At 35.3% G+C, this 21,732-nt stretch carries 21 protein-coding genes; 11 read left to right on the forward strand and 10 right to left on the reverse strand.

Annotated features, from left to right (window positions below):
- Window positions 1-3: 3 nt before the first annotated feature.
- Complete coding sequence (locus HM987_RS09095) at window positions 4-261, reverse strand: hypothetical protein (protein WP_179007320.1); 258 nt, start codon at window positions 259-261, stop codon at window positions 4-6.
- Window positions 262-354: 93 nt separating this feature from the next.
- Complete coding sequence (gene aroC, locus HM987_RS09100; protein WP_179007323.1) at window positions 355-1,425, reverse strand: chorismate synthase; 1,071 nt, start codon at window positions 1,423-1,425, stop codon at window positions 355-357.
- A 208-nt stretch (window positions 1,426-1,633) separates the two neighbouring features.
- Here aroC and HM987_RS09105 point away from each other — a divergent pair, with 208 nt between their 5' ends.
- Entirely contained in the window at window positions 1,634-2,500 is an 867-nt protein-coding gene (locus HM987_RS09105) for a UDP-2,3-diacylglucosamine diphosphatase (RefSeq protein WP_179007326.1), read from the forward strand.
- Window positions 2,501-2,576: 76 nt separating this feature from the next.
- Here HM987_RS09105 and HM987_RS09110 read toward each other — a convergent pair whose 3' ends face one another.
- The 3 genes from HM987_RS09110 to HM987_RS09120 form a co-directional block, all read right to left on the reverse strand.
- Window positions 2,577-2,861 (reverse strand): addiction module antidote protein, encoded by a 285-nt coding sequence (locus tag HM987_RS09110; RefSeq protein WP_179007330.1) that lies wholly within the window; start codon window positions 2,859-2,861, stop codon window positions 2,577-2,579.
- Window positions 2,862-2,975: 114 nt separating this feature from the next.
- A complete protein-coding gene (locus tag HM987_RS19530) occupies window positions 2,976-3,164 on the reverse strand; it encodes a type II toxin-antitoxin system RelE/ParE family toxin (protein WP_229724662.1) in 189 nt (62 codons plus the stop codon).
- Between the two features lie 173 nt (window positions 3,165-3,337).
- A complete protein-coding gene (locus tag HM987_RS09120) occupies window positions 3,338-6,316 on the reverse strand; it encodes an FAD-binding and (Fe-S)-binding domain-containing protein (RefSeq protein ID WP_179007333.1) in 2,979 nt (992 codons plus the stop codon).
- A gap of 140 nt (window positions 6,317-6,456) precedes the next feature.
- Between HM987_RS09120 and HM987_RS09125 the strand changes: the two genes are divergently transcribed.
- Together HM987_RS09125 and HM987_RS09130 are read left to right on the forward strand one after the other, a co-directional pair.
- Entirely contained in the window at window positions 6,457-6,960 is a 504-nt protein-coding gene (locus HM987_RS09125) for a hypothetical protein (protein ID WP_179007336.1), read from the forward strand.
- A gap of 72 nt (window positions 6,961-7,032) precedes the next feature.
- Window positions 7,033-8,754 carry an FAD/NAD(P)-binding protein gene (locus HM987_RS09130; RefSeq protein WP_179007339.1) on the forward strand — a complete coding sequence of 574 codons (1,722 nt, stop codon included), beginning with the start codon at window positions 7,033-7,035 and terminating at the stop codon, window positions 8,752-8,754.
- Here HM987_RS09130 and HM987_RS09135 read toward each other — a convergent pair.
- A complete protein-coding gene (locus tag HM987_RS09135) occupies window positions 8,751-9,524 on the reverse strand; it encodes a TIGR03915 family putative DNA repair protein (RefSeq protein ID WP_179007342.1) in 774 nt (257 codons plus the stop codon). The two genes, HM987_RS09130 and HM987_RS09135, sit on opposite strands and share 4 nt — an antisense overlap.
- 3 nt (window positions 9,525-9,527) lie before the next feature.
- Window positions 9,528-10,790, reverse strand: coding sequence for a putative DNA modification/repair radical SAM protein (locus HM987_RS09140; RefSeq protein ID WP_179007345.1), 1,263 nt, complete (start codon window positions 10,788-10,790; stop codon window positions 9,528-9,530).
- Between the two features lie 195 nt (window positions 10,791-10,985).
- Here HM987_RS09140 and HM987_RS09145 point away from each other — a divergent pair, with 195 nt between their 5' ends.
- On the forward strand, window positions 10,986-11,582 hold the full coding sequence (locus tag HM987_RS09145; RefSeq protein ID WP_229724664.1) for a hypothetical protein: 597 nt from the start codon (window positions 10,986-10,988) through the stop codon (window positions 11,580-11,582).
- Between the two features lie 199 nt (window positions 11,583-11,781).
- Here HM987_RS09145 and HM987_RS09150 read toward each other — a convergent pair whose 3' ends face one another.
- Window positions 11,782-13,308: a GH3 family domain-containing protein gene (locus HM987_RS09150; protein ID WP_179007348.1), complete on the reverse strand. Its 1,527-nt coding sequence runs from the start codon at window positions 13,306-13,308 to the stop codon at window positions 11,782-11,784.
- A gap of 3 nt (window positions 13,309-13,311) precedes the next feature.
- The gene (locus HM987_RS09155; protein ID WP_179007351.1) at window positions 13,312-13,818 is read right to left on the reverse strand and encodes a pyridoxamine 5'-phosphate oxidase family protein; all 507 of its coding nucleotides are present in this window, start codon (window positions 13,816-13,818) and stop codon (window positions 13,312-13,314) included.
- Between the two features lie 621 nt (window positions 13,819-14,439).
- On the opposite strand from HM987_RS09155, the gene HM987_RS09165 reads away from it, so the two are divergent.
- The 6 genes from HM987_RS09165 to HM987_RS09190 all read left to right on the forward strand — a co-directional run bounded on the left by HM987_RS09165 (window position 14,440) and on the right by HM987_RS09190 (window position 19,533).
- Window positions 14,440-15,522, forward strand: a complete 1,083-nt coding sequence (locus tag HM987_RS09165; protein ID WP_179007358.1) for an endonuclease/exonuclease/phosphatase family protein — start codon at window positions 14,440-14,442, stop codon at window positions 15,520-15,522.
- Between the two features lies 1 nt (window position 15,523).
- Window positions 15,524-16,033, forward strand: a complete 510-nt coding sequence (locus tag HM987_RS09170; protein ID WP_179007361.1) for a DUF421 domain-containing protein — start codon at window positions 15,524-15,526, stop codon at window positions 16,031-16,033.
- Between the two features lie 57 nt (window positions 16,034-16,090).
- The gene (gcvT, locus tag HM987_RS09175) at window positions 16,091-17,182 is read left to right on the forward strand and encodes a glycine cleavage system aminomethyltransferase GcvT (RefSeq protein WP_179007364.1); all 1,092 of its coding nucleotides are present in this window, start codon (window positions 16,091-16,093) and stop codon (window positions 17,180-17,182) included.
- A gap of 23 nt (window positions 17,183-17,205) precedes the next feature.
- Window positions 17,206-18,042, forward strand: coding sequence for a sugar nucleotide-binding protein (locus tag HM987_RS09180; RefSeq protein ID WP_179007367.1), 837 nt, complete (start codon window positions 17,206-17,208; stop codon window positions 18,040-18,042).
- Window positions 18,043-18,156: 114 nt separating this feature from the next.
- A complete protein-coding gene (locus HM987_RS09185) occupies window positions 18,157-18,444 on the forward strand; it encodes a 4a-hydroxytetrahydrobiopterin dehydratase (RefSeq protein WP_179007370.1) in 288 nt (95 codons plus the stop codon).
- Between the two features lie 342 nt (window positions 18,445-18,786).
- The gene (locus HM987_RS09190; protein ID WP_179007372.1) at window positions 18,787-19,533 is read left to right on the forward strand and encodes a YebC/PmpR family DNA-binding transcriptional regulator; all 747 of its coding nucleotides are present in this window, start codon (window positions 18,787-18,789) and stop codon (window positions 19,531-19,533) included.
- Between the two features lie 464 nt (window positions 19,534-19,997).
- Here HM987_RS09190 and HM987_RS09195 read toward each other — a convergent pair whose 3' ends face one another.
- Complete coding sequence (locus tag HM987_RS09195) at window positions 19,998-20,243, reverse strand: hypothetical protein (protein ID WP_229724666.1); 246 nt, start codon at window positions 20,241-20,243, stop codon at window positions 19,998-20,000.
- 478 nt (window positions 20,244-20,721) lie between these two features.
- Between HM987_RS09195 and HM987_RS09200 the strand changes: the two genes are divergently transcribed.
- Complete coding sequence (locus HM987_RS09200) at window positions 20,722-21,684, forward strand: tyrosine-type recombinase/integrase (protein WP_229724668.1); 963 nt, start codon at window positions 20,722-20,724, stop codon at window positions 21,682-21,684.
- The last annotated feature ends 48 nt before the right edge of the window (window positions 21,685-21,732 follow it).

The following is a 21,732-nucleotide window of genomic DNA, read 5'->3' on the forward strand; positions in this document are numbered from 1 at the left end:
GAATTACCAATTTACTATAATCATAATTAATAAAACAATTACAGCATAAAAGACAGCTCCATTTTTTCTGGCTTTGTCTGCTTGTTTCTTTTTCAATTCAAAACCATATTTTTCAAATCTTTCGTCTTCCTTTTTATTTATTTCGTGAGTGTTTAAAATACCACCATCATTTTTAAAAGGAAAAAAGAAAAACGTAATCCATTCATCTTTCGTTAATGGGATATGCATTCGTTTTTCTTGATTTTCTTCTTCTAAATTCAAATAAGACAATTTTTAAAATATGCTCATTCCAAATTATATAATAATTGAGCTTCCTACTTTCCTGTCCGCCGATAGGTAGGCGCAGGAATTTGGTTACCATTCACGAGACTCCTGCCTACGCAGAAGTGTAAAATCAGCTATGACCAAAGCTGCCATAGCTTCCACAATAGGCACAGCTCTTGGCACCACACAAGGATCATGTCGTCCTTTGCCTTGCATTTCAACTATGTCGCCGGAACTGTTCAAAGCATCTTGTTTTTGAATTACTGTAGCTACCGGTTTAAAAGCCACCCTGAAATAAATGTCCATTCCATTGGAAATACCACCTTGTACGCCTCCTGATAAATTGGATTTTGTACTTCCGTCTTCGTTAAATAAATCGTTATGCTCGCTACCTTTCATTTTTGCGCCACAAAATCCGCTTCCATATTCAAAACCTTTTACGGCATTTATGGAAAGCATGGCCTTGCCGAGTTCTGCGTGTAGTTTGTCAAAAACGGGCTCTCCCAATCCGACGGGTACATTTTGAATCACACAGGTAATGGTACCACCAATGGTATCACCTTGCTTTTTGATTTCTCCAATTTTTGCAATCATTTTTTCGGCTGTAGCTTCATCTGGACAGCGAATGACATTAGATTCAATCTTGCCAAAATCCAAATCTTGATACGGTTTATCAATAAAAATATCGCCAACCGAAGACGTAAAGGCGTTTATTTTAATAGCGCTAATCATTTGTTTAGCAATCGCACCAGCAACCACTCGAGAGGCCGTTTCACGAGCAGAACTTCGTCCTCCACCTCTATAATCCCTAACGCCATATTTTTTATGGTAAGTATAATCGGCATGACTTGGTCGATAAACATCTTTGATATGGGAATAGTCTTTCGATTTCTGATTGGTATTGTGAATCACGAACCCAATTGGTGTTCCAGTGGTCACACCTTCAAAAATACCGGAATAAAACTCAACCGAATCTGGTTCTTTACGTTGGGTCACAATTTTGGACTGTCCTGGTTTTCTTCTGTCCAATTCATTTTGAATCGCTTCAAAATCGAGTTTCAATCCTGAAGGACAGCCATCAATGATGCCACCAATCGCCTTTCCATGCGATTCGCCATATGTAGTCAGTTTAAATAATTTTCCGAAGGAATTTCCTGCCATTGCAATTTATTTTATGCTAATGTAATTGTATTATTATAAAAACGAAAATGCCATTCCATATTTCATTCGATCGGAATGAAAATAGCGGCTTCTAAATCCCATAACATTAAGGTCATGTTTTAATAACAGTTTACTCATAATTAGTTAATTGTAAATTAACTCGAATCCTTTAAATATTGAGGTTATTTGCACTAATGATTTCTATGTCATGAAACTCAAACGAAAAGTTGAAATAGCAGTTATCTCTGACGTCCACCTTGGAACACATGGTTGCCAAGCCAAGCAGTTATTGACCTATTTGAATAGTATTGAACCTAAAAAACTAATTTTAAATGGTGATATTGTTGATGTTTGGCAATTCAAAAAACGCTATTTTCCAAAATCACACCTTAGTGTCATAAAAAAAGTAATGGATTTTGCAGCCAATGGCACTGAAGTGGTTTATATTACTGGAAACCATGATGAGCTATTGCGCAAGTTTGCCGATACGGAAATTGGAAACATTTCTATTGTTAACAAGTTGGTTTTAAATTTAGATGGCAAAAGAGCTTGGTTTTTCCATGGTGATGTCTTTGATATTTCCATTCAAAATGCGAAGTGGTTGGCAAAACTCGGTGGTTATGGTTATGATTTTCTTATTCGAATTAACCAAATAGCTAATTGGTATTCGGATCAATTAGGCAAAGAGCGCTATTCCTTATCCAAGAAAATAAAAAATAGTGTAAAAAGTGCTGTAAAATATGTCAATGATTTCGAAAAAGTAGCGACTGACCTAGCCATTGAGAATGGTTATGACTATGTTATTTGCGGACATATCCATCAACCAAAAATTTTGAGAATTGAAAATAAAAAAGGCAAAACAACATATCTGAATTCTGGCGACTGGGTTGAAAACTTTACGGCTTTAGAATACCAGTTTAAACGTTGGAAAATATACAATTACAATAAAGACAAATTGTCTGCATTTTACGCTGATGAAGAACTTAAAGATATGAATTTTAAGGATTTGATTGCAGCAATAACTATAGTTGAGCAACCGAAACCTGAAAAGAAGCAGAAGAAAAAGAAAGGTTGAAGTTAGCTATGTATTAGTAGCACTATTATCAACTTTTGATAGAAAATAGTTTCCTTCAGTTTGTTATGTTGTTTTTTTAAGGTGAAGTTGGATTCACTTGAATTTGTCCTCCAATTGCTTTTATCACTTTCATAATTGTGGCGAATTGAGGTTTCGCTCCATCAGATAACGCTTTATATAAACTCGGTCTGCTCAACCCTGTTTCCTCAGCTATTTTTGTCATTCCGATGGCTTTCGCAATATGTCCAATTGCATTAATTATATCTGCATTGTTTCCCTCTTCCAAAACAGTATTGAGATATTCCGCTATCATTTCTTTGCTGTCTAAATAATCCGCTATTTCAAACTTTGAAGTTCCCATATTCTATTTATTTAATTTTTTCCAAATTTCTTTTGCTTTTGCAATGTCTTTTTGCTGAGTGGATTTATTTCCACCAATAAGCAACACAATTACTTTTCCATCTTTTTCCTTAAATTAAACTCTGTAACCTTTCGCAAAATTTATTCGCATTTCCCGAATTCCATCGCCAACGGTTTTACAATCGCCAAAATGTTCGTAAGTTTCTAATTTTTGAACCCTAAACAAAATTTTCGCCTTTGCCTTAAAGTCTCTTAGCTTTCTTAGCCATTTGTCAAATTCATTAGTTTTTTCAATAAAGAACATAAGAATTGTATCTACTTGGATACAAAATTAAGAAAAATATTTGAATGAATTGAATTAAGATTGAGTTTTTGAAGACTGGGTTTTAATACACCATAATTTGGCGATATACCATAAACTATATATTGAAATGCACAATTTAAACCAGATATTTTAATCCACACAAAGATAGTTCGCTATGATTTTAATAATGCTTCTCTTAAAATCGTTATGGGATGTTTCGCCACTCTACCAGTTCCATCTTTAATCTGATGTCGGCAACTCGTTCCGTTTGCAGCAATAATTGTTTCATCTGATGCCTTTCTTACTGCTGGAAATAGGGTTTGTTCTCCAATTTGCATGCTTACTTCGTAATGTTCTTTTTCATATCCAAAACTACCAGCCATGCCACAACAACCACTCGGAATGATAGTGACCTTGTAGTTTTCTGGTAAATTCAAAACATCAAAACTCGATTTCTGGTTAGACATCGCCTTTTGATGGCAATGCCCATGGAATTTAATGATTTTCTTCTCTTTTGTGAATTGTTCTGAATTTATATTTCCCAATTTAATTTCTTGCTGAACAAATTCTTCAATTAAAAAAGTGTGCTTAGCAAACGCTATTGCTGCCTCTTTATCGTCTGCCAATCGAATATATTCATCTTTAAAAGTTAGTATCGCTGAAGGTTCGATTCCGATTAGAGGTGTAAGATTAGATATTATAGTTTTGAATATTGAAACGTTTTCATTGGCCACTTTTTTCGCATCCTCTAGAAGACCTTTGGAGATCATAGCGCGTCCGGATTCGGAATGTGAAATGATATTTACTTTATAGTTTAAACTTGTTAGAAGTGTGATGGCATCAAGACCAATTTCCGACTCTAAATGATTTGTGAATTCATCACAAAACAAATAAATCTCTTTTATTTTTTCAGTGCTATCTAAATGGTTTTTATATGCTTCATGTAACTCATATAAAGTTTTAATCGACAATAGAGGTAAACTACGTTCTTTAGCAATTCCACCAATCGATTTTATAATTGAACTGGTAAATCCATTAGAAAACATAAAATTAGTAAGCGTCGGAACACGACTTGCAAAACCATTTAAACGATTATTAAACGCAAATAATTTTGTCCTAAACGAGACCCCATTGGCTTTTTGATATTGGTATTGAAATTCCGCTTTTAAACTCGCCACATCCACACTGCTTGGACATTCACTTGCACAAGCTTTACAACTCAAACACAAATCGAAGACCTGTTTTAATTCTTTATGGTTGAATTTGTTTCCTTTGTCAGTCCCGATAGCTGTTGGGATGGTCAAAAATTCACGTAAGGCATTTGCTCTCGCTCTTGTGGTATCTTTTTCATTACTTGTAGCTCTGTAGCTTGGACACATTGTGCCACCAAATTCGGGTAATTTTCTACAATCACCAGAACCATTACACTTTTCGGCTTCGCGCAAAATGCCCTCGGAACTCGAAAAATCCAGAATAGTTTCAATTTTAGGTTCTATTCTATCAGTCTCATAACGCAGATTTTTATCCATCGGATAAGCATCTACTATTTTATGTGGATTAAAAATATGACTTGGGTCGAACGCGGATTTAATTTGTTTCAGAATTTGATAATTGTCATCGCCGATCATCATTGGGATAAACTCTGCTCTCACAATACCGTCGCCATGTTCACCAGACATTGAACCATTGAATTTCTTTACTAATTGGGCAACGGCAGTTGTTATTTTCCGAAACAACTTGATATCTTCGGCCTGTTTTAAATCCAGAATCGGCCGTAGATGCAGCTCTCCTGCTCCAGCATGCGCGTAATACACGGCATTTTGGTTATAGGAAGTCATCAATTTTGTAAACTCCGATATGTAGTTTTCTAAATCCTCAAGCGCTACGGCTGTATCCTCAATGCAGGCCACAGCTTTTTTGTCACCAATGAGATTACCCAAAAGTCCCAATCCTGCTTTTCTTAATTCTACGGCATTATTAATATCATCACCTTTTAAAACTGGATTTGCGTAACTCAGGTTTAAGGTTTTTACGGTTGTAAGAAACGCATCAATCTCAACTTGAAGGTCTTCTACTGCATTGGCTTTAAGCTCACACATTAAAATAGCCACAGGATTCCCTTGAATGAATGCTCTGTTTTCCTGCTGTGTTTTGTTGTGTTTGGTTAAATTCAGAATGGAATCGTCCATCATTTCGCACGTATGTAAATTGTGCTTCATAAGATGCAAAACGGACTTAAGGCAGGCTTCAATACTTTCAAAATGAAGCGCTATCATCGCACTTTCTGTTGGTGGCAAATCATCTAATTGCAAAGTGATTTCCGTAGTAAACGCCAACGTTCCCTCGCTTCCTGCTAATAAATGGCACATGTTAAAAGTTGAACTCGAACTTGAAATCGAATCTGAAATTGAAGTCGAATTTGAAAACACTTCAGACTTAATTAATTCGTCAATCGCATAGCCTGTATTTCTTCTGTGTATCGTTGGTTTTGGAAAATTTTCTATTATTTGGACTTGTACACTTTCAGAATTTAAGGTTTCAAATAGGGTTTTATAAATTTCACCTTCAAGCGTGGGTAATTTTGTTTTCGATTGGAATTCTTCGGAAGTTAAACTCGAAAATTCCACTTCACTTCCATCGCTCAAGATGGTTTTCAGACTTAAAACCTTATCACGAGTCACGCCAAATTGAATCGAGGTCGTTCCTGAAGAATTATTACCAACCATACCACCTATCATGCAGCGGTTGGACGTTGATGTATTAGGTCCAAAAAATAAGCCAAAAGGTTTGAGGTAATTATTCAATTCGTCCCTTACCACGCCAGGTTGAACGGTCACAGTTTTTTCCGTTTCGTTAACGTCCAAAATCCTCGTAAAATATTTGGATACATCAACTACAATACCTTCACCAACACATTGACCAGCTAAGGAAGTTCCTGCGGTTCTTGGTATCAATGAGGTGTTCTGTCTCTTGGCAAAATCAATTAAATGCTTTATATCTTCATTGTCCTTAGGTAACGCCACAGCCAAAGGCAATTTTCTATAAACCGATGCATCAGTTGCGTATAATTTTCGCATCAAATCATCAAAATGTAGTTCGCCTTTTAGTTTGCTTTTCAGAATTTCGAGCTTTTTAATATCTACCTTTTGCATAAGGGTTAAAAATTGACGGAAACGTGTTATAATTTTATCTTAAAATTGAGGTTGAACATTAAATATACCCATATTTTTGACGGTACTAAAAAAAGCAATTTTAAGATTGCTAAAGCTAATAATTAAAACTCAAAAAAATTATGAAGAAATTATTTTTATTAAGTGCAATACTTTTTGGATTTATAACAGTTTCTAATGCACAAGACATTTCAAAAAATGCGATTGGCTTGCGGATAGGTGATAGTGATGGCTTTGGGACAGAGGTATCCTACCAACGTGCTCTAGGAGACAACAATAGGCTGGAATTGGATTTAGGATGGAGAACAGGTAGAAATTATAACGGATTCAAATTAGCCGGACTTTACCAGTGGGTATGGAATATTGATGGTGGTTTTAATTGGTATGCTGGAGCTGGTGGAGGACTTGGTTCTTACAGTTTCGACGATTACTACTTTGATAATAACGGTAACAATAACAAAGATTATAACGAAACTTTTGTGTTTTTAGCAGGTGATATTGGTATTGAATATAATTTTGATTTTCCACTTTTATTATCATTAGATTTTAGACCAGAATTTGGTTTTGGTGATGTTAGAGATGATCTGGATTTTGATATTGGTTTAGGCGTGAGATATCAATTCTGATTTGAACACTATATTACAGATAAAAACCACTTTGAAAAATCAAGGTGGTTTTTTTGATACTTTTAATAGACTATGAAAACACTAGCAATAATTGGCTTTGGACCTCGAGGTTTGTACGCTTTAGAGAACCTCTTGTTGGGTTTATCAAAATCAAATAGCACCGTTAAAATAGTTATTTTTGAAGGCTCAGAAACGCTTGGTTCTGGCCATGTATGGAATGAAGACCAACCAGATTCTAACTGGATTAACATTACTGAACGTGCGCTTAGTGGTATTGAGAAGAGACCCAAAATAAAGTACGGGAATGTGATTGTAAAAGGGTTTCCGTCTTATCACCTGTGGTGCAATTTTTCTTTACAACCTTCAGAGAATGATACATTTCCTCCAAGGAATAAACTTGGTCGATATCTCAATGAGCGCTATGATTCTATTGAGAAATCCTTGGGAAATTTAGATACTTTCAATATTATAAATGCGGAAGTGCAATCTATAGATTACAGCGAAAATGATACATTAATCTTGCGGACTCATACTGAATCTTGGACCTGCGATGATGTTGTGCTCACTATTGGCCACCAAACAACTGAGCTTTCAGATCAAATAAAAGCCTGGAAATCCCATGCCAAAACTAAAACTAATGTATCGGTTTTTGAAAATCCTTATCCAGTTTCAAATTTCAATGCTATAAAAAACACTACTGATCTTACTATTGGCATTAGAGGTTTTGGTTTGGGAATGATTGATGTGATGCGCTACCTGGTTATCAATGACTTTGGAAATTTTAAGGTTGTGGATGATGCCACTCTAGAAACCGTATATTATAAAGTAAAAAACCAGAACTTAACTCTAGTTCCTTTTTCTTTGGACGGATTACCATTGGTGCCAAAACCTCTAAATCAAAATATAGATAACTGGTTCAAACCTACCCATAAAGAATTAGACTATTTTAAAGCTGAAATTGAAGCCGTTGCTCATACTAAAAAAGAAGTCAATAGTATTGACTTTTTAATTGAGCCAATAGCAACGATTGCATCGCGTATATTTATTGATTTAAAGGAAAAAGCCGTTGCACATCAGTTTACCACTAAAAAACTTGAAGCCATAATCGTCAAATGGCTCAAGGATGATGATTTTCAACATGAATTACTTCAAAATGAAAATATTCCAACCGAAAAACTCATTCAAACCTATATTGATATGGCGTTGGGAGAAATTCCTATATCATTAGATTTTTGTATTGGACAAGTATGGCGCCATTGCCAACCAACCTTATATACCGCTTTTTCACATGCCAATTTAGATAGCAAAATTATTAAAAAAGTGATCGATTTGGATGAACGTAGTAAACGTTATTCTTATGGACCACCTATAGAAAGCATGCAACAAGTTCTAGCTTTGGTAGATGCTAAGGTTCTAAATCTAGGATTTGTCACTGATCCTGATATAAAATTAGAGCCTAACGGATGGAAATTAACAAATACAGAAAATCAATCAGTGCACTGTTCAATAATGATCAACAGTATTCTGGACGCTCCAAAATTATTAGAAATAAACACGGACTTAGTGAAGAATTTGCTTCAAAATGATTTAATACAACCCATACATTCAGAATTGGGCATAGAAACTTCCGAGGACGGTTATGTGGTTACACCAAATGATAAACCTAATGTACCGATTGCTGTTTTAGGGCGTTTAGCAAAAGGAAGTGTGATTGGCGTTGATGCCATTTTAGAGTGTTTTGGACAACGTATTGAAGATTGGGCAAAAGCTTATGTTGCTAAGCTAGAAAACTAATTCGGTTGTTTTTCACTCAAATATTTCCAATAGCGTTTGGGTACATGCCTAATGTGAAGTTTCATGTTTTTTCGGGAGGCTATATTGGTAGCTTTAAAATAATCTTGCCATAATTTTTGAAATTCGAATTCCTGAATGGCGAAAAATTCGTCATCCGTTTTCGAAAAATCGAAATTTGCGGGAAAATCCATATGCACGATTTCAACTTTTTCAAGATCATAGAATAAACCATAGGCTCGATTTATATCATAAATGACCCATTTTTGGTCGGCGTAACGGCGTTTAAAATGCTTTTCAATTAAGGGAAGCACATTAAAATCTGGTTCTATATTGGCGAAGTATACATCATCTTTTGTTAAACGAAATCTTACAAAAGCTTCCATTCTGTGTTTTTCACGACCAACGGATTTAGCGATTTGTGCTATTTTTAAGACTGAAGGATGTGCATAATCTTTATCCACAGGTGTTCCTTTTGAAAACGCGTATTTAATATAATCTAATAATAACGCCTCTACTCCACTTTGCTCGCTCAAAAAAGCATAATATAATTGATAACTGCCATGAGACGATAATTTTGATTTTATGCCTTTCCAAACCCGAGTTGCTTTTGCTTCATCAGTTATTACTTTTTCGACTTCTGAGAACAAACCTTGCTGCATCACAAACTCATTTTGAATGGTTACGGCTTTTAATTGATGTTCAAAGACATAAAAAACGGCCGACAAAAAGCCGTCAAAAGTACCATCATACATTAAGTTTTGATCTTTCATTTTTCAGCCAAATAAATTCAATTGATTACTTAAAGTTTTTTGATATTTACTCTTTGAATTTTGAAGAATCAGACCTTTTATTTTTTCGGAGGTTAAATCCCGTTTTTCAAACTGATTGCTTTCGCAAACCATAAAATATTGTGCTCTATTTAGGGCTACTCCAATCTTTTTAAGGTGTTCCCAGTTCAATTTCCTAAAGCGTCTGGCATTTAAAATTTTATAAACGGATTTCATACCCAATCCTGGTATTCTGGCCAGCATATGTTTGTCTGCTGTATTCACATCGACAGGAAACTCATGTAAATTCCGCAAGGCCCAACCCAATTTCGGGTCCACATCTAAGTCTAAATGCTGATGTTGCTCATTTAAGATTTCGCTCACCTCAAAACCATAGAATCGCATTAACCAATCGGTTTGGTATAAGCGGTTTTCACGAAGCATAGGCACAGCGCTTCCAATTTGAGGTAAGCGATGATCATAACTAATAGGCACATAACCTGAATAATAGACGCGCTTCAGATTATAGGTTTTGTAGAAAAAATTTGAGGTTTGCATAATTTGAAAATCATTTTCACCACTTGCACCAATAATCATTTGCGTACTTTGACCAGCAGGTGCAAATTTGGGCGTGCTTTTAATGATTTTCTTTTCTTCTTTATATTGAATAATTTCATTTTTAACTTTGACCATCGGTTTTATGAAATCCTCCCGTTTTTTATCTGGTGCCAATTTTTTGAGTCCAGCTTCTGTTGGGATTTCAATATTTACGCTTAATCGGTCTGCATAGAGTCCGGCTTCACGCATCAACTCATCAGAAGCGCCAGGAATGGATTTAAGGTGGATATAGCCATTGAAGTTTTCCTCCAAACGCAATTTCTTTGCCACAGCAACCAAGCGTTCCATGGTAAAGTCCGCACTCTTAAAAATTCCGGAACTAAGAAATAGTCCTTCGATATAATTTCTACGGTAGAAATTAATGGTCAAGTCTACCACTTCCTGAACTTTAAATGCGGCACGTTTAATATCATTACTTTTTCTGGTGACGCAATAGGCGCAATCAAAAATACAATGATTGGTCAATAAAATTTTAAGTAGGGATACACAGCGTCCATCTTCAGTATAAGAATGGCAAATTCCCATCCCTGTGGCATCGCCTAATCCTTTGTTTGTATTGGCTCGTTTACTTCCGCTGGATGAACACGAGACATCATACTTTGCAGCATCTGCAAGTATTTTTAATTTTTCTTGGGTACGTTGAAAAGACAACTATTTTTCTCCTTTTTTATTTATATTCGAATCAACACAAAAATACTATAAATAATAGTTTTATAATGCTACTAATTGTAGTAAAAAATATTTTCAGTAAATTAGATTGAATTCTATCTTCCATCATCGAAATGGGTCAACATTTTTATCAAACCTTTTAAGGATAACTAAGCAATACACTTATATTTCTCGTATATGAAACATTTCATAGTCCTAACTTTAATTATTACATTTCAAAATATGAGTGCACAGCACAAGATTCCTGAAGCCATTAGAAGCAACGTGAAAACGGCTTTGTCTTACTATCCGCAACTTGATAGTACTAATATTGAATTTCGATTTAAAAAGAACATCAAAAAATCGACGATGCAAGCTAGGCCTACTTTTGGAAGTTTTTTTAGAAGCAGAAAAAATAGAAATTATGTGATTTTAATAAGTGAAAAATTTAAGATTGCTGACAAGGAATTTTCCACACGACAGATTCCTGAGGATATTTTTATAGGCTGGATTGGTCACGAACTGGGACATATTATGGATTATCAACACCGAAGTAAGCTCAATCTTATTTGGTTTGGAATTACCTATGTACTTTCTGAAAATTCGATTGTTGAAGCAGAGCGCTGTGCGGATGGCTATGCGGTTTCTCACGGCATGGAAGATTATATCTTAAAAACGAAAGATTTTATTTTGAACCATGCAGACATTACACAATCCTATAAAGATAGGATTAAAAAATATTACTTGTCCCCAGAAGAGATTATGGAATTAGTGGAGCATAGGGATGCGAAATAGGGTTTAATATATAGGATAAGTCAATTCTATGGTTGATTAAGTTCTTTATTGAACCCATTTTACCTAGTAATGAGCAAAACGTTATTGAGGGATGAAAAAAAAGCGTGAAACAGGTAAATGCAAAGTTTAAACTTCGTAAATAAAGACTTCCCAATCCGTAAATTTATCCTTACCCATAACACGCTATTAATCAATTAATTTAGGATTGGTTCACAAATGCTTCCCAATCTGCAAATTTTTCTTCATTCATTACGCGTTCCATTTTAACTTGTCCGCCTTTTTTCTTATTGCGTTCATTCCAGTCGTAAAAACGTTCCGGAGAAATGACTTTTACTTTCACACCATGTAAAGCTTTACTTCTAGCGACTTTATAATTTTTATTCGCACTCTTTAAACTTTCATCCAAAGCATCGGCAACTTCGGAATTCTCAACGCCATCCAATTCTGAACCTAAATACCAATAGTGATAAAACTCACCATCATCGCCACGTTTGGCGCAAATGGTATACTCTGGAATTGTGGTATCGAATTTTTCTTCCAATTCTCGCATGGCAGTATCCATTTTATTGACGGACAATTGCGAACCAACGGTGTTTAAAAAGAATTTGGTACGCCCTGTAATTTTAATTTCGGCACGTTCTACATCAGTAAATTCTATAGTGTCTCCTATTAAGTAGCGCCAAGCGCCACTGACCGTACTGATTATTAAAACATAATCCTGTTTCGGTTCAACCTCACTCATGGTTAAAGCTGGTGCTTCATTTTTTAATGAGCCATCTTCATTTATATATTCGGGTTTAAAAGGCACAAATTCAAAATAAATACCATTATCAGTATTGAGTTGCATGGCATCAGTTTCCGGTCTTACCTGCGTAGCAATGTAACCTTCGGAAGCGAGATAGGTATCGATGACCGTAACAGGTTTTCCTAATAACGCTTTAAAACTTTTCTTGTAAGGCCCAAAGGCAACTCCTCCAGAGGTATAAACTTGAAGATTCGGCCAGATATCATGAATATTATCTAAGTTATGATATTCAATCACCTTTTGCAGCATCAATTCTATCCAAGACGGAATACCGCTCAGTGCTCCAATATCCCATTCCTCAGCACGTTCCGCAATACGTTGCACGCGTTCGTCCCAATCTTCAATTTGTGAAATTTCAATACCAGGTTTATAATAGCCTCTAAACCATGTTGGAATATTACTTGCTGAAATACCGCTAATTTCACCTTCTAGGTGGTCATCTCTTTCATCCAAATCCGTAGAACTCCCTAACATCATGATTTCTTTTTCGAAAAAATCGGCTGGAAGTTCAAAATTTTTCAATGCGAAAACTTGCTTAATTCCTGCGTCCCTTATCGCTTCAATCATATCATCAGTCACGGGAATCCGTTTGCTCGTTTTTCCTGTAGTTCCAGAACTTATTGCAAAATATGATGGATTTCCAGGCCATGTAACATCAGATTCTTCTTCGTGAAGTTTGTGCCACCACTCATCATTGATTTTATTATAGTCGAAATAAGGTATGGTTTCAGCGAAGGTTTTTTGAAGGTTTGAAGATTCCAAAATGTCGCCAAACTTATAATGCTTGCCGAACTGTGTGTCTTTTGCTTTTTCCAGCAACTCCTTTAACACGTTTTCTTGTACTTCTGTATGTATTGGTTCAGAAGTAAAGGTGTCTTTTAAATCGATGACACCTTTAATAATATTTCCTAATATCGCCATGTTCTATTTTATGTTGAGCGTTCCTTGATCGTTAGTGTCACTTTTTTCTCCAGTGATGGCTGATTTCGCCATTTTGAAAATGGTAACAGCTTTATTATGTTTTTGATCCCAATAATATGCATCTTCTATGGTAACGCATAGCAACGCCAAATTTGGATCATCTTTTCCACTGAACCAAACTTCTAAAAATGAGGACCAAAGTTCGTCAATCTTTTGCCTGTTTTCGGTAATTTTTGCCCTGCCGTAAATGGATAGATATTCTTGATCGTCTTGATTGGCATAGGTTAAATGCAATCGCTTATCTTTTTGTAACTCGCGATAATGTTCGCTATCTTTTCCTGTAAAAAACCAAAGTTTTCCGTTACTATCAATTTCTTGTGTCGTCATTGGACAAACCGAAAAAGGCATACTGTCCAATTTTGTTGCCATCATAGCTAATTTATTATTATCTAAAAGTTTAGCAATTTTATCTATTGCCTCTTTGCCCATTAGATCTTCTGTAGTTTCCATCTTTATGATTTATGTGTTAGGTTTATGCCGCAATTTTTTTACATTCTTCTGCACATGCTTTACAAGATGCAGCGCAATTTTTACAGTGTTCATGGTCGTGTGCTTCACAATGGTCTGCACAATACTCACATATTTCTGCACATAATAAAGCGTACTGTTTTACATACGCACTATTTGATGCTATTTTTTTAATTAAAATGTCACAGGCATCCATGCATTCTACGCAGCATTTTGGGCAATCGTTCTTGCTATCCTGTCCTGACATTTCGTTTAAACAGATGCGACAATCGACTAAACATTTTTGGCATGCTTCTAAACATGCTTTATATAAATTATTCATATTATAAGATTTAAAAATTCAACTATACTTTAATGCTTTCGATTTCGCACCTTGAAACTATTGTTAAGAGTTATAAGTCAACACCAAGAGTTGATGTGATACGAAAAAGCATTCTTAATCATTTCACGAAGCAGACTGTTCATCCGCATTAGCTAATGTCTCAAATTTAGGACTAAGCCTAATGCTTTAATGATGCAATAGGTAAAACAATTAACGCATTTAAAGAAAACCAATGTTGTTCCTTAAAAATAGGTTATATTGATACCTAAACTAACCAGACCATGACCAATTCCAAACTCAAAACTGTGCTAACTGTTTTTGGTTTTATTGCTATCTTATTTACCTTATTGCCTTTTGTGGCATTGGACTATTGGTGGATTCGTATGTTCGATTTTCCCCATTTACAACTTACGTTTTTAACGGTTTCAGCGATTCTGTTTTACATTATTAAATTCGATTTTAAACAATGGCGCGATTATCTTTTTATGGGACTACTTATGCTATGTGCTGGATATCAATTTTCTAAAATATTCCCATACACATCATTTGCTCCTTACGAAGTTTTAAATTCTGAAAAAACAGATTCTAAAATCAGTTTATTTACAGCCAATGTCCTTCAAAAAAATGACAAGTATGGTTTATTACAAACCATGTCAAAAAAAATTGATGCTGAAATTATGCTATTTACCGAAACCGATAGTAAATGGATGCATGCGTTGGATCATAATATGACTGCTTCCTATAAATACAACATGAAAGTTCCGATTGATAATACCTATGGCATGTTACTCTATTCGAAATTAGAATTAATTGAGCCCCAAGTTCACTATATGGTTAGTGATAGTGTTCCTTCAATTCACACAAAAATAAAATTAACCAGTAACGACACCATTCAGTTATATGCCATACACCCTACGCCACCTATGCCGCAAGAAAATCCGACATCATCGGATAGGGATGCTGAAATGATGATGATTGCTAAATTGGCGTTAGACTCTAAATATCCTGTGGTTGTACTTGGAGATTTTAACGATGTTGCTTGGTCTGTAACCTCGAAATTATTTCAGAACGTTAGTCGATTATTGGATATTAGAAAAGGTAGAGGTCTATACAATACCTATAATGCAGATAGTTACTTTATGCGTTGGCCATTAGATCATATATTTATATCCAGCGAATTTAAACTCACTGAAGTCAAACGTTGTGATGATATTAATTCAGATCATTTCCCGTTGTTGACCATTTTAAGTTATGAGCCTGAAGATCGAAAACTTCAGCAACGGCCTTACCCAACTAAAAATGAATTGAAACGTGCTGAAGATCAAATTAAAAAATTTAAGGAAGAACGATTAAAACAAAAGTAAAATGAAAGAATGGTTTAAATTTTCAACAGATGGGCTTTTTGCCATTGCACTTACAGCGATTGGAATTTATATAGCCTTGGTTATTCTCACACGAATTAGCGGAAAACGGAGTTTTTCTAAAATGTCTAGTTTCGATTTTGCGATGACCGTCGCTATTGGATCTATTATGGCAACGGTCGTCATTTCTAAATCGGTCTCACTGCAGCATGGTATTACCGGTTTAGTGATGATATATATGTTACAAATGTTGGTTGCTGCTGCCCGAAAATGGCAACCGATTCAAAAGATGATGGATAATAAACCGACACTTCTTATGAAAGATGGTAAGATTATAGAAGGTAGTTTAAAAAAATGCAAGGTGACCGAGTCGGATATAAAAGCCAAGTTACGTGAAGCTAATGTCATCCAATTATCCGAAGTCAAAGCTGTTGTTTTTGAATCTACAGGAGATATTTCAGTTTTGCATGGATCCGACGATAAATCTATTGACGAATGGATTATGGATTTTTGAGTTATGCTTAAAAATTTGCTTAATTTTGCCCAACTTTAATTTGAAAATCGACTTAGAATGAAAGATACAGCTTTATCCGCAACGCATCAGGCTCTTGGTGCAAAAATGGTTCCTTTTGCTGGCTACAATATGCCAGTTCAATATGAAGGTGTGAACGCAGAACACGAAGCCGTGAGAAAAGCCGTTGGTGTTTTTGATGTCTCGCATATGGGCGAATTTTTAATTGAAGGCCCAAATGCCTTGGCCTTGATTCAGAAAGTATCGAGTAATGATGCCTCTAAATTGGACGTCGGAAAAGCACAATACAGTTGTTTACCAAATGATGATGGTGGCATTGTTGACGATTTGATCATTTATAAAGTTAAAGATGAGACGTATCTACTGGTTGTGAACGCGAGCAATATTGAAAAAGATTGGAACTGGATTTCTTCTAAAAACGATGTCGGTGCTGAGATGAAAGATCTTAGTGAAAATTATTCTTTACTTGCTATTCAAGGTCCAAAAGCGATTGAAGCGATACAGTCCTTATCGAGTCATGATTTGTCGGACATAAAATTCTATAATTTCATAGTTGGTGATTTTGCAGGTATTGAGCACGTTATTATTTCTGCAACTGGTTATACAGGAAGTGGTGGCTTTGAAATTTATTGTAAAAATTCCGAAGTGAAACAAATTTGGGATAAGGTTTTTGAAGCCGGAGCCGATTACGGCATCAAGCCTATCGGTTTGGCTGCAAGAGACACTTTGCGTTTAGAAATGGGGTATTGTTTGTATGGTAATGATATTGACGAAACTACCTCGCCAATTGAAGCTGGTTTGGGCTGGGTTTGTAAATTCAACAAAGACTTTACCAATAGTGAAGCCTTAAAAGCCGAAAAAGAACGTACACCAGAACGTAAATTAGTAGCCTTCAAACTGGACGAGCGTGGTATTCCACGTCAAGGTTATGCTATTGTAGATGGCAACGGTAAAACGATTGGTAACGTCACTTCTGGTACCATGAGCCCGAGTTTGGGCATAGGTATTGGAATGGGTTACGTGCCAAAAGTATTTTCTAAAGTGGATAGTAAAATATATATTCAAGTGCGGAAAAATGCGATTCCTGCAACCGTTGTAAAACCACCTTTCTATAAACGAGAACAAGGCTAATTTTTTGAATGTAGACTGATTGAATGAAGAAGGAAACCGAACAAAAACACCGCATACTTATTCTTGGAGCCAGTGGCTATATTGGCAATGCGATTTATAAGGAATTAGGCCCTTATTTTAGAACCTTTGGAACGTATCGCGTTGAAAAAAAGGAATACAAATCCAATCAACAGTTTATTCAATACATTGTTGAAGAAGATGATATTTATGAAATACTTGAGGCTACAAAACCATCCATAATCATTTCCGCTTTGCGCGGCGACTTTAATGCTCAGGTTATTGCACATCAACATATTGCAGAATACCTTGCCGTTACGTCTTGTAAATTGATATTTCTATCGTCTGCCAATGTTTTTGATGCCTACAGCCAATATCCTAGTTTTGAATTGGACAAAACGCTGAGTCATAGTGTTTATGGCCATTTCAAAATAAAGATTGAGAATTTGCTTTTGCGAATGCCCAAAAAACAGATCGTCATCATTAGACTTCCCATGGTTTTTGGTGCGGGTTCGCCGAGAATCCAAGAATTAAAAGATGCGATTTTAGAAAATGAAGCTGTCGAAGTATTTCCGAATTTAATAATGAACGTGACCCTCGATAAGAAAATAACGCAGCAAATCCATTATATCATCAACCGTAATAAGTATGGTGTTTTTCACTTGGGAAGTACGGATTTAGTGCATCATGATGAATTTATAAAAGAGGTTTTATCCATTATTACTGAAAAGAAAGTGGTATTAAAGCAGGTTTTTACTACAAATGACGATCGTTATTTAGCGGTGCTTCCAAAGTTCAACAAATTGCCAAAGCATTTGCAGATTACCAGTGAGGTGGTTTTGGAGGAGCTTGGTTTGCCTTAGGAGTGTTCAGTGTTCAGTGTTCATTGGCTATGGAAAAACAGAAACTTTTCAATCCGAGATTAGTTAATTTATATTATTTTTAAACTAAATGATAATAACATTTAATACACCACTATGAAATTAGACGACGATACAATAGAAAAGAAATTATTACATTTTCCAGACTGGGACTATCATGACAATGCCATCCATGCGGAATTTGAATTCGATAATTTTAAGGATTGTTTTAGTGCCATGAGCCGAATTGCTTTTGAGTGCGAAGCTTTAAACCATCATCCGGATTGGAGCAATGTTTACAATGTTCTTAAAATTTCATTATCTACACATGATGCTGATGGTGTCACTGATAAGGACTTTAAATTGGCGCAAGCTATTGAGGATATTGTTGAGGTTGAGGAGTGATTCAGGTTTCAGTGTTCAGTGTTCAGTGGGCAGTAAAAAGTGTGGTTTGTGGTGTAATAAAATACAACAACTAACATTCAAAATACTATGATCTCAATTTTTTGAGCTTCCGTGATTTCTTTTAGTTTCCCAATTTATACTTAATTATTGTTACTTTTTACTTGGTATGCATAAGTCATTTCTTTCGAAAACTAATCGATTAAGATTTACCATCAATCATGCTCATACACTTTCAATATTTTATTAAATTTGCTATGCCTTCCGAACAATTCAACTTTAGGCACTTTAAATACTCAATAACATGATTCCCATTTTGCGTGGGAACTAAAAATATATTTTAAAATGGGAAGAGCTTTCGAATTTAGAAAAGCAAGAAAAATGAAACGTTGGTCTGCCATGAGCAAAGCCTTTACACGTATTGGTAAAGACATTGTAATGGCCGTAAAAGAAGGTGGTCCTGATCCTGATAGCAATTCACGTTTAAGGGCAGTGATACAAAATGCCAAGGCCGTGAACATGCCCAAAGACAATGTAGAACGTGCCATAAAACGGGCTAGTGATAAAAGCCAAGGGGATTATAAAGAAGTGGTTTTTGAAGGCTATGCCCAACACGGCATTGCTGTACTTATAGAAACAGCGACTGACAATAATACGCGAACGGTTGCCAATGTTAGATCTTACTTTAACAAAACCGACGGTAGCCTAGGAACTTCGGGCTCTGTGGTTTTTATGTTTGACCATACCTGCAATTTTAAAATTGAAGACAAGGATTTTGATCTGGAAGAACTGGAATTGGAATTGATTGATTTTGGCGTTGAGGAAATTTTTGAGGACACTGATGAAGATGAAAATGGCGACGAACAAAAATACATTATGATCTATGCACCTTTTGAAAGTTTTGGAAACATTCAGTCGTATTTAGAAGCAAATAATATAGAAATCATTTCATCCGGTTTTGAGCGTATTCCCCAAGTGACCAAAAAGGTTACTCCAGAACAGGCCGAAGATGTTGAAAAATTATTGGAGAAGCTAGAGGAAGATGATGATGTACAGAATGTGTATCATACTATGGAGGAATTCGAAGAATAGCTTTTTTTAAAACCCCTAAATTTTTTATTTTACTTACGCTTCAAAAATCTTTCAACTTGACTATCCTTACTATAATAGTAAAGATTGAAAAGGAGTTGAAACTCTAGCAAAATATGGTTTGTCCTTTTGAGAACTGTTCTTAGCACCAAAACCTAAACACATCATTATGTCTTGTCTTATGACTTAGGCCTTTAAAACGACCTATCCGATAGTTTTTCTGGACTTAAGTTTCAGAAAAAAGTAAAAACCTAGGGTTTGGTGTTATTATTTATCCTTTTATTCAGAAATCATTAATTTCAGTCTTAAAAGGCAAAGGGCAAATCCCGAATAATTAAGGTCTTATAAGAACCTAATTTCTCATATAATTATTATCCAAAACTTGAACTGCTATGCTTTAGCTGTATTAGTAGGCGTTTTTCAAGGTTGAACAAATGATTTTAGACTGTTTGTTTATCCTATATTGGTTAACGTCTGGCAATCAGTATCTCGTCATCGCTAAAGCTCATCCACCAAAAATCATAAATGTAGTGATAAGTTTTTCCTTTACTATTAACTTGGGTATGTGTGTGGTATTTAAAATTAAATTTCTTCTTATCGAGGTGTAGCCTATTAATTTTTATTGGCTTTTTTGTCTTTCCAGTGAGTTCCAACAAAATGGAACGGTTGCGGTGCAATATTTTATCAATGGAAACTGCGGCATCTCTAGTCACACGCCGAAGATTTGTATGGTAGTAGTTTTTACATCGAATGGAGCAGAACAACTTATCCCTCCTTCCCACTAGAAATGTGTTACATATTTTACAGGTTTTTGGGATCTTGGATTTGATTTTGCTCATAATTAGTAATTATTTTCTGACTTATTGAAAAATCCTAAAGCATTATATTACTGTAAATTACCATAATTTATCCGTTTATAACGGTTAAAACGACTATTTAAATAATTAGACATAATATTACCTGATTATATTTTAAATTTATTCTTTCAATCTTTCTATTAATTGTCTTCTTAGATTAGTGTCAATGAAACAATCATATATAATTCTCTTTCAACCCTTACCTAACGCCAAGCGTATTAAATTAAAAATACCATATGAGTTCCATGATATAAGATCAAGAATTAAAAAAATGGATTCCAGTTATTGGCACCCTCACCAAAAACTTTGGTCGTTGGTAAATTCCCCTGAAAATATGGAGTACATTAAAGCCATTTGTAAAACAAAAATTCGGGTATCCCACGCTCAGCCCTATAGACCCTTACCTAAAGTTAGGATGAATGAAGCAGGTATTGAAGCTTTATTGAAACTTGAAAAAACCCTTATTCTGAAACGTTACAGTCAAAACACAATTCAGAATTATAAATCAATGTTGTCCATATTTCTTATGAAATTCAGAGATAGAGACCTTGCGCAAGTAGAGCGGCAAGACATCGAAAGTTTTATTTTTGATCTCATTAAGAAAAATGGAATTGGTGAAAGTATGCAAAACCAGCTCATTAATGCCATAAAGGCTTATTATGAGCATGTTCTAAAACGTCCTAAAGCATTTTATAATATTGAACGACCAAAAAAAGCATCCCCTATTCCAAATGTTCTTTCGGAACAAGATGTTATCAAGTTAATTAATACGCCCGAAAATTTAAAGCATAAAGCCATTCTATGGACTATATATAGTGGCGGATTGCGGATAAGTGAAGTTATAAATTTAAGAATTGAAGACATTAACTCCAAGGATGGCTATATATTTATAAAAGACAGCAAAGGCAAACGTGATCGAAAAACGGTACTCTCCCCTAGCCTATTACCATTATTGCGAAGTTATTACATTAGCTACAAACCTTCTTATTGGTTATTTGAAGGTCGTTTTGGCGGTCAATATACTCAAGGCAGTGTGAGGAAGTTTTTCAGAAAGGCATTAGAGGATGCAGGAATTAATCCATGGGCAACCGTCCATACGCTGCGCCACAGTTTCGCAACGCATTGCATTATGAACAATGTGAATTTACGGCATGTACAAAATATGCTAGGTCATGCATCGCCAAGAACCACGCAAATTTATACGAAGACGATTGAAATAAATAATAAAAAAATTAACAGTCCACTTGATAGGTTGTTAAATATGTCTAACTTTACTAATAACACTCAACAAGTATAGATATAAGCGAAATAACGTTACTTTTATAGCTTGAGTAACTTTATATGG

This window comes from Winogradskyella forsetii (assembly GCF_013394595.1).
Lineage (GTDB): Bacteria > Bacteroidota > Bacteroidia > Flavobacteriales > Flavobacteriaceae > Winogradskyella > Winogradskyella forsetii.

What these genes read in the sequence shown, in the direction of transcription:
- aroC (WP_179007323.1), bottom strand. Translation starts at nt 1,425, where the DNA reads ATGGCAGGAAATTCCTTCGGAAAATTATTTAAACTGACTACATATGGC.
- HM987_RS09105 (WP_179007326.1), top strand. Translation starts at nt 1,634, where the DNA reads ATGAAACTCAAACGAAAAGTTGAAATAGCAGTTATCTCTGACGTCCAC.
- HM987_RS09110 (WP_179007330.1), bottom strand. Translation starts at nt 2,861, where the DNA reads ATGGGAACTTCAAAGTTTGAAATAGCGGATTATTTAGACAGCAAAGAA.
- HM987_RS19530 (WP_229724662.1), bottom strand. Translation starts at nt 3,164, where the DNA reads ATGTTCTTTATTGAAAAAACTAATGAATTTGACAAATGGCTAAGAAAG.
- HM987_RS09120 (WP_179007333.1), bottom strand. Translation starts at nt 6,316, where the DNA reads ATGCAAAAGGTAGATATTAAAAAGCTCGAAATTCTGAAAAGCAAACTA.
- HM987_RS09125 (WP_179007336.1), top strand. Translation starts at nt 6,457, where the DNA reads ATGAAGAAATTATTTTTATTAAGTGCAATACTTTTTGGATTTATAACA.
- HM987_RS09130 (WP_179007339.1), top strand. Translation starts at nt 7,033, where the DNA reads ATGAAAACACTAGCAATAATTGGCTTTGGACCTCGAGGTTTGTACGCT.
- HM987_RS09135 (WP_179007342.1), bottom strand. Translation starts at nt 9,524, where the DNA reads ATGAAAGATCAAAACTTAATGTATGATGGTACTTTTGACGGCTTTTTG.
- HM987_RS09145 (WP_229724664.1), top strand. Translation starts at nt 10,986, where the DNA reads ATGAAACATTTCATAGTCCTAACTTTAATTATTACATTTCAAAATATG.
- HM987_RS09150 (WP_179007348.1), bottom strand. Translation starts at nt 13,308, where the DNA reads ATGGCGATATTAGGAAATATTATTAAAGGTGTCATCGATTTAAAAGAC.
- HM987_RS09155 (WP_179007351.1), bottom strand. Translation starts at nt 13,818, where the DNA reads ATGGAAACTACAGAAGATCTAATGGGCAAAGAGGCAATAGATAAAATT.
- HM987_RS09165 (WP_179007358.1), top strand. Translation starts at nt 14,440, where the DNA reads ATGACCAATTCCAAACTCAAAACTGTGCTAACTGTTTTTGGTTTTATT.
- HM987_RS09170 (WP_179007361.1), top strand. Translation starts at nt 15,524, where the DNA reads ATGAAAGAATGGTTTAAATTTTCAACAGATGGGCTTTTTGCCATTGCA.
- gcvT (WP_179007364.1), top strand. Translation starts at nt 16,091, where the DNA reads ATGAAAGATACAGCTTTATCCGCAACGCATCAGGCTCTTGGTGCAAAA.
- HM987_RS09180 (WP_179007367.1), top strand. Translation starts at nt 17,206, where the DNA reads ATGAAGAAGGAAACCGAACAAAAACACCGCATACTTATTCTTGGAGCC.
- HM987_RS09185 (WP_179007370.1), top strand. Translation starts at nt 18,157, where the DNA reads ATGAAATTAGACGACGATACAATAGAAAAGAAATTATTACATTTTCCA.
- HM987_RS09190 (WP_179007372.1), top strand. Translation starts at nt 18,787, where the DNA reads ATGGGAAGAGCTTTCGAATTTAGAAAAGCAAGAAAAATGAAACGTTGG.
- HM987_RS09200 (WP_229724668.1), top strand. Translation starts at nt 20,722, where the DNA reads ATGGAGTACATTAAAGCCATTTGTAAAACAAAAATTCGGGTATCCCAC.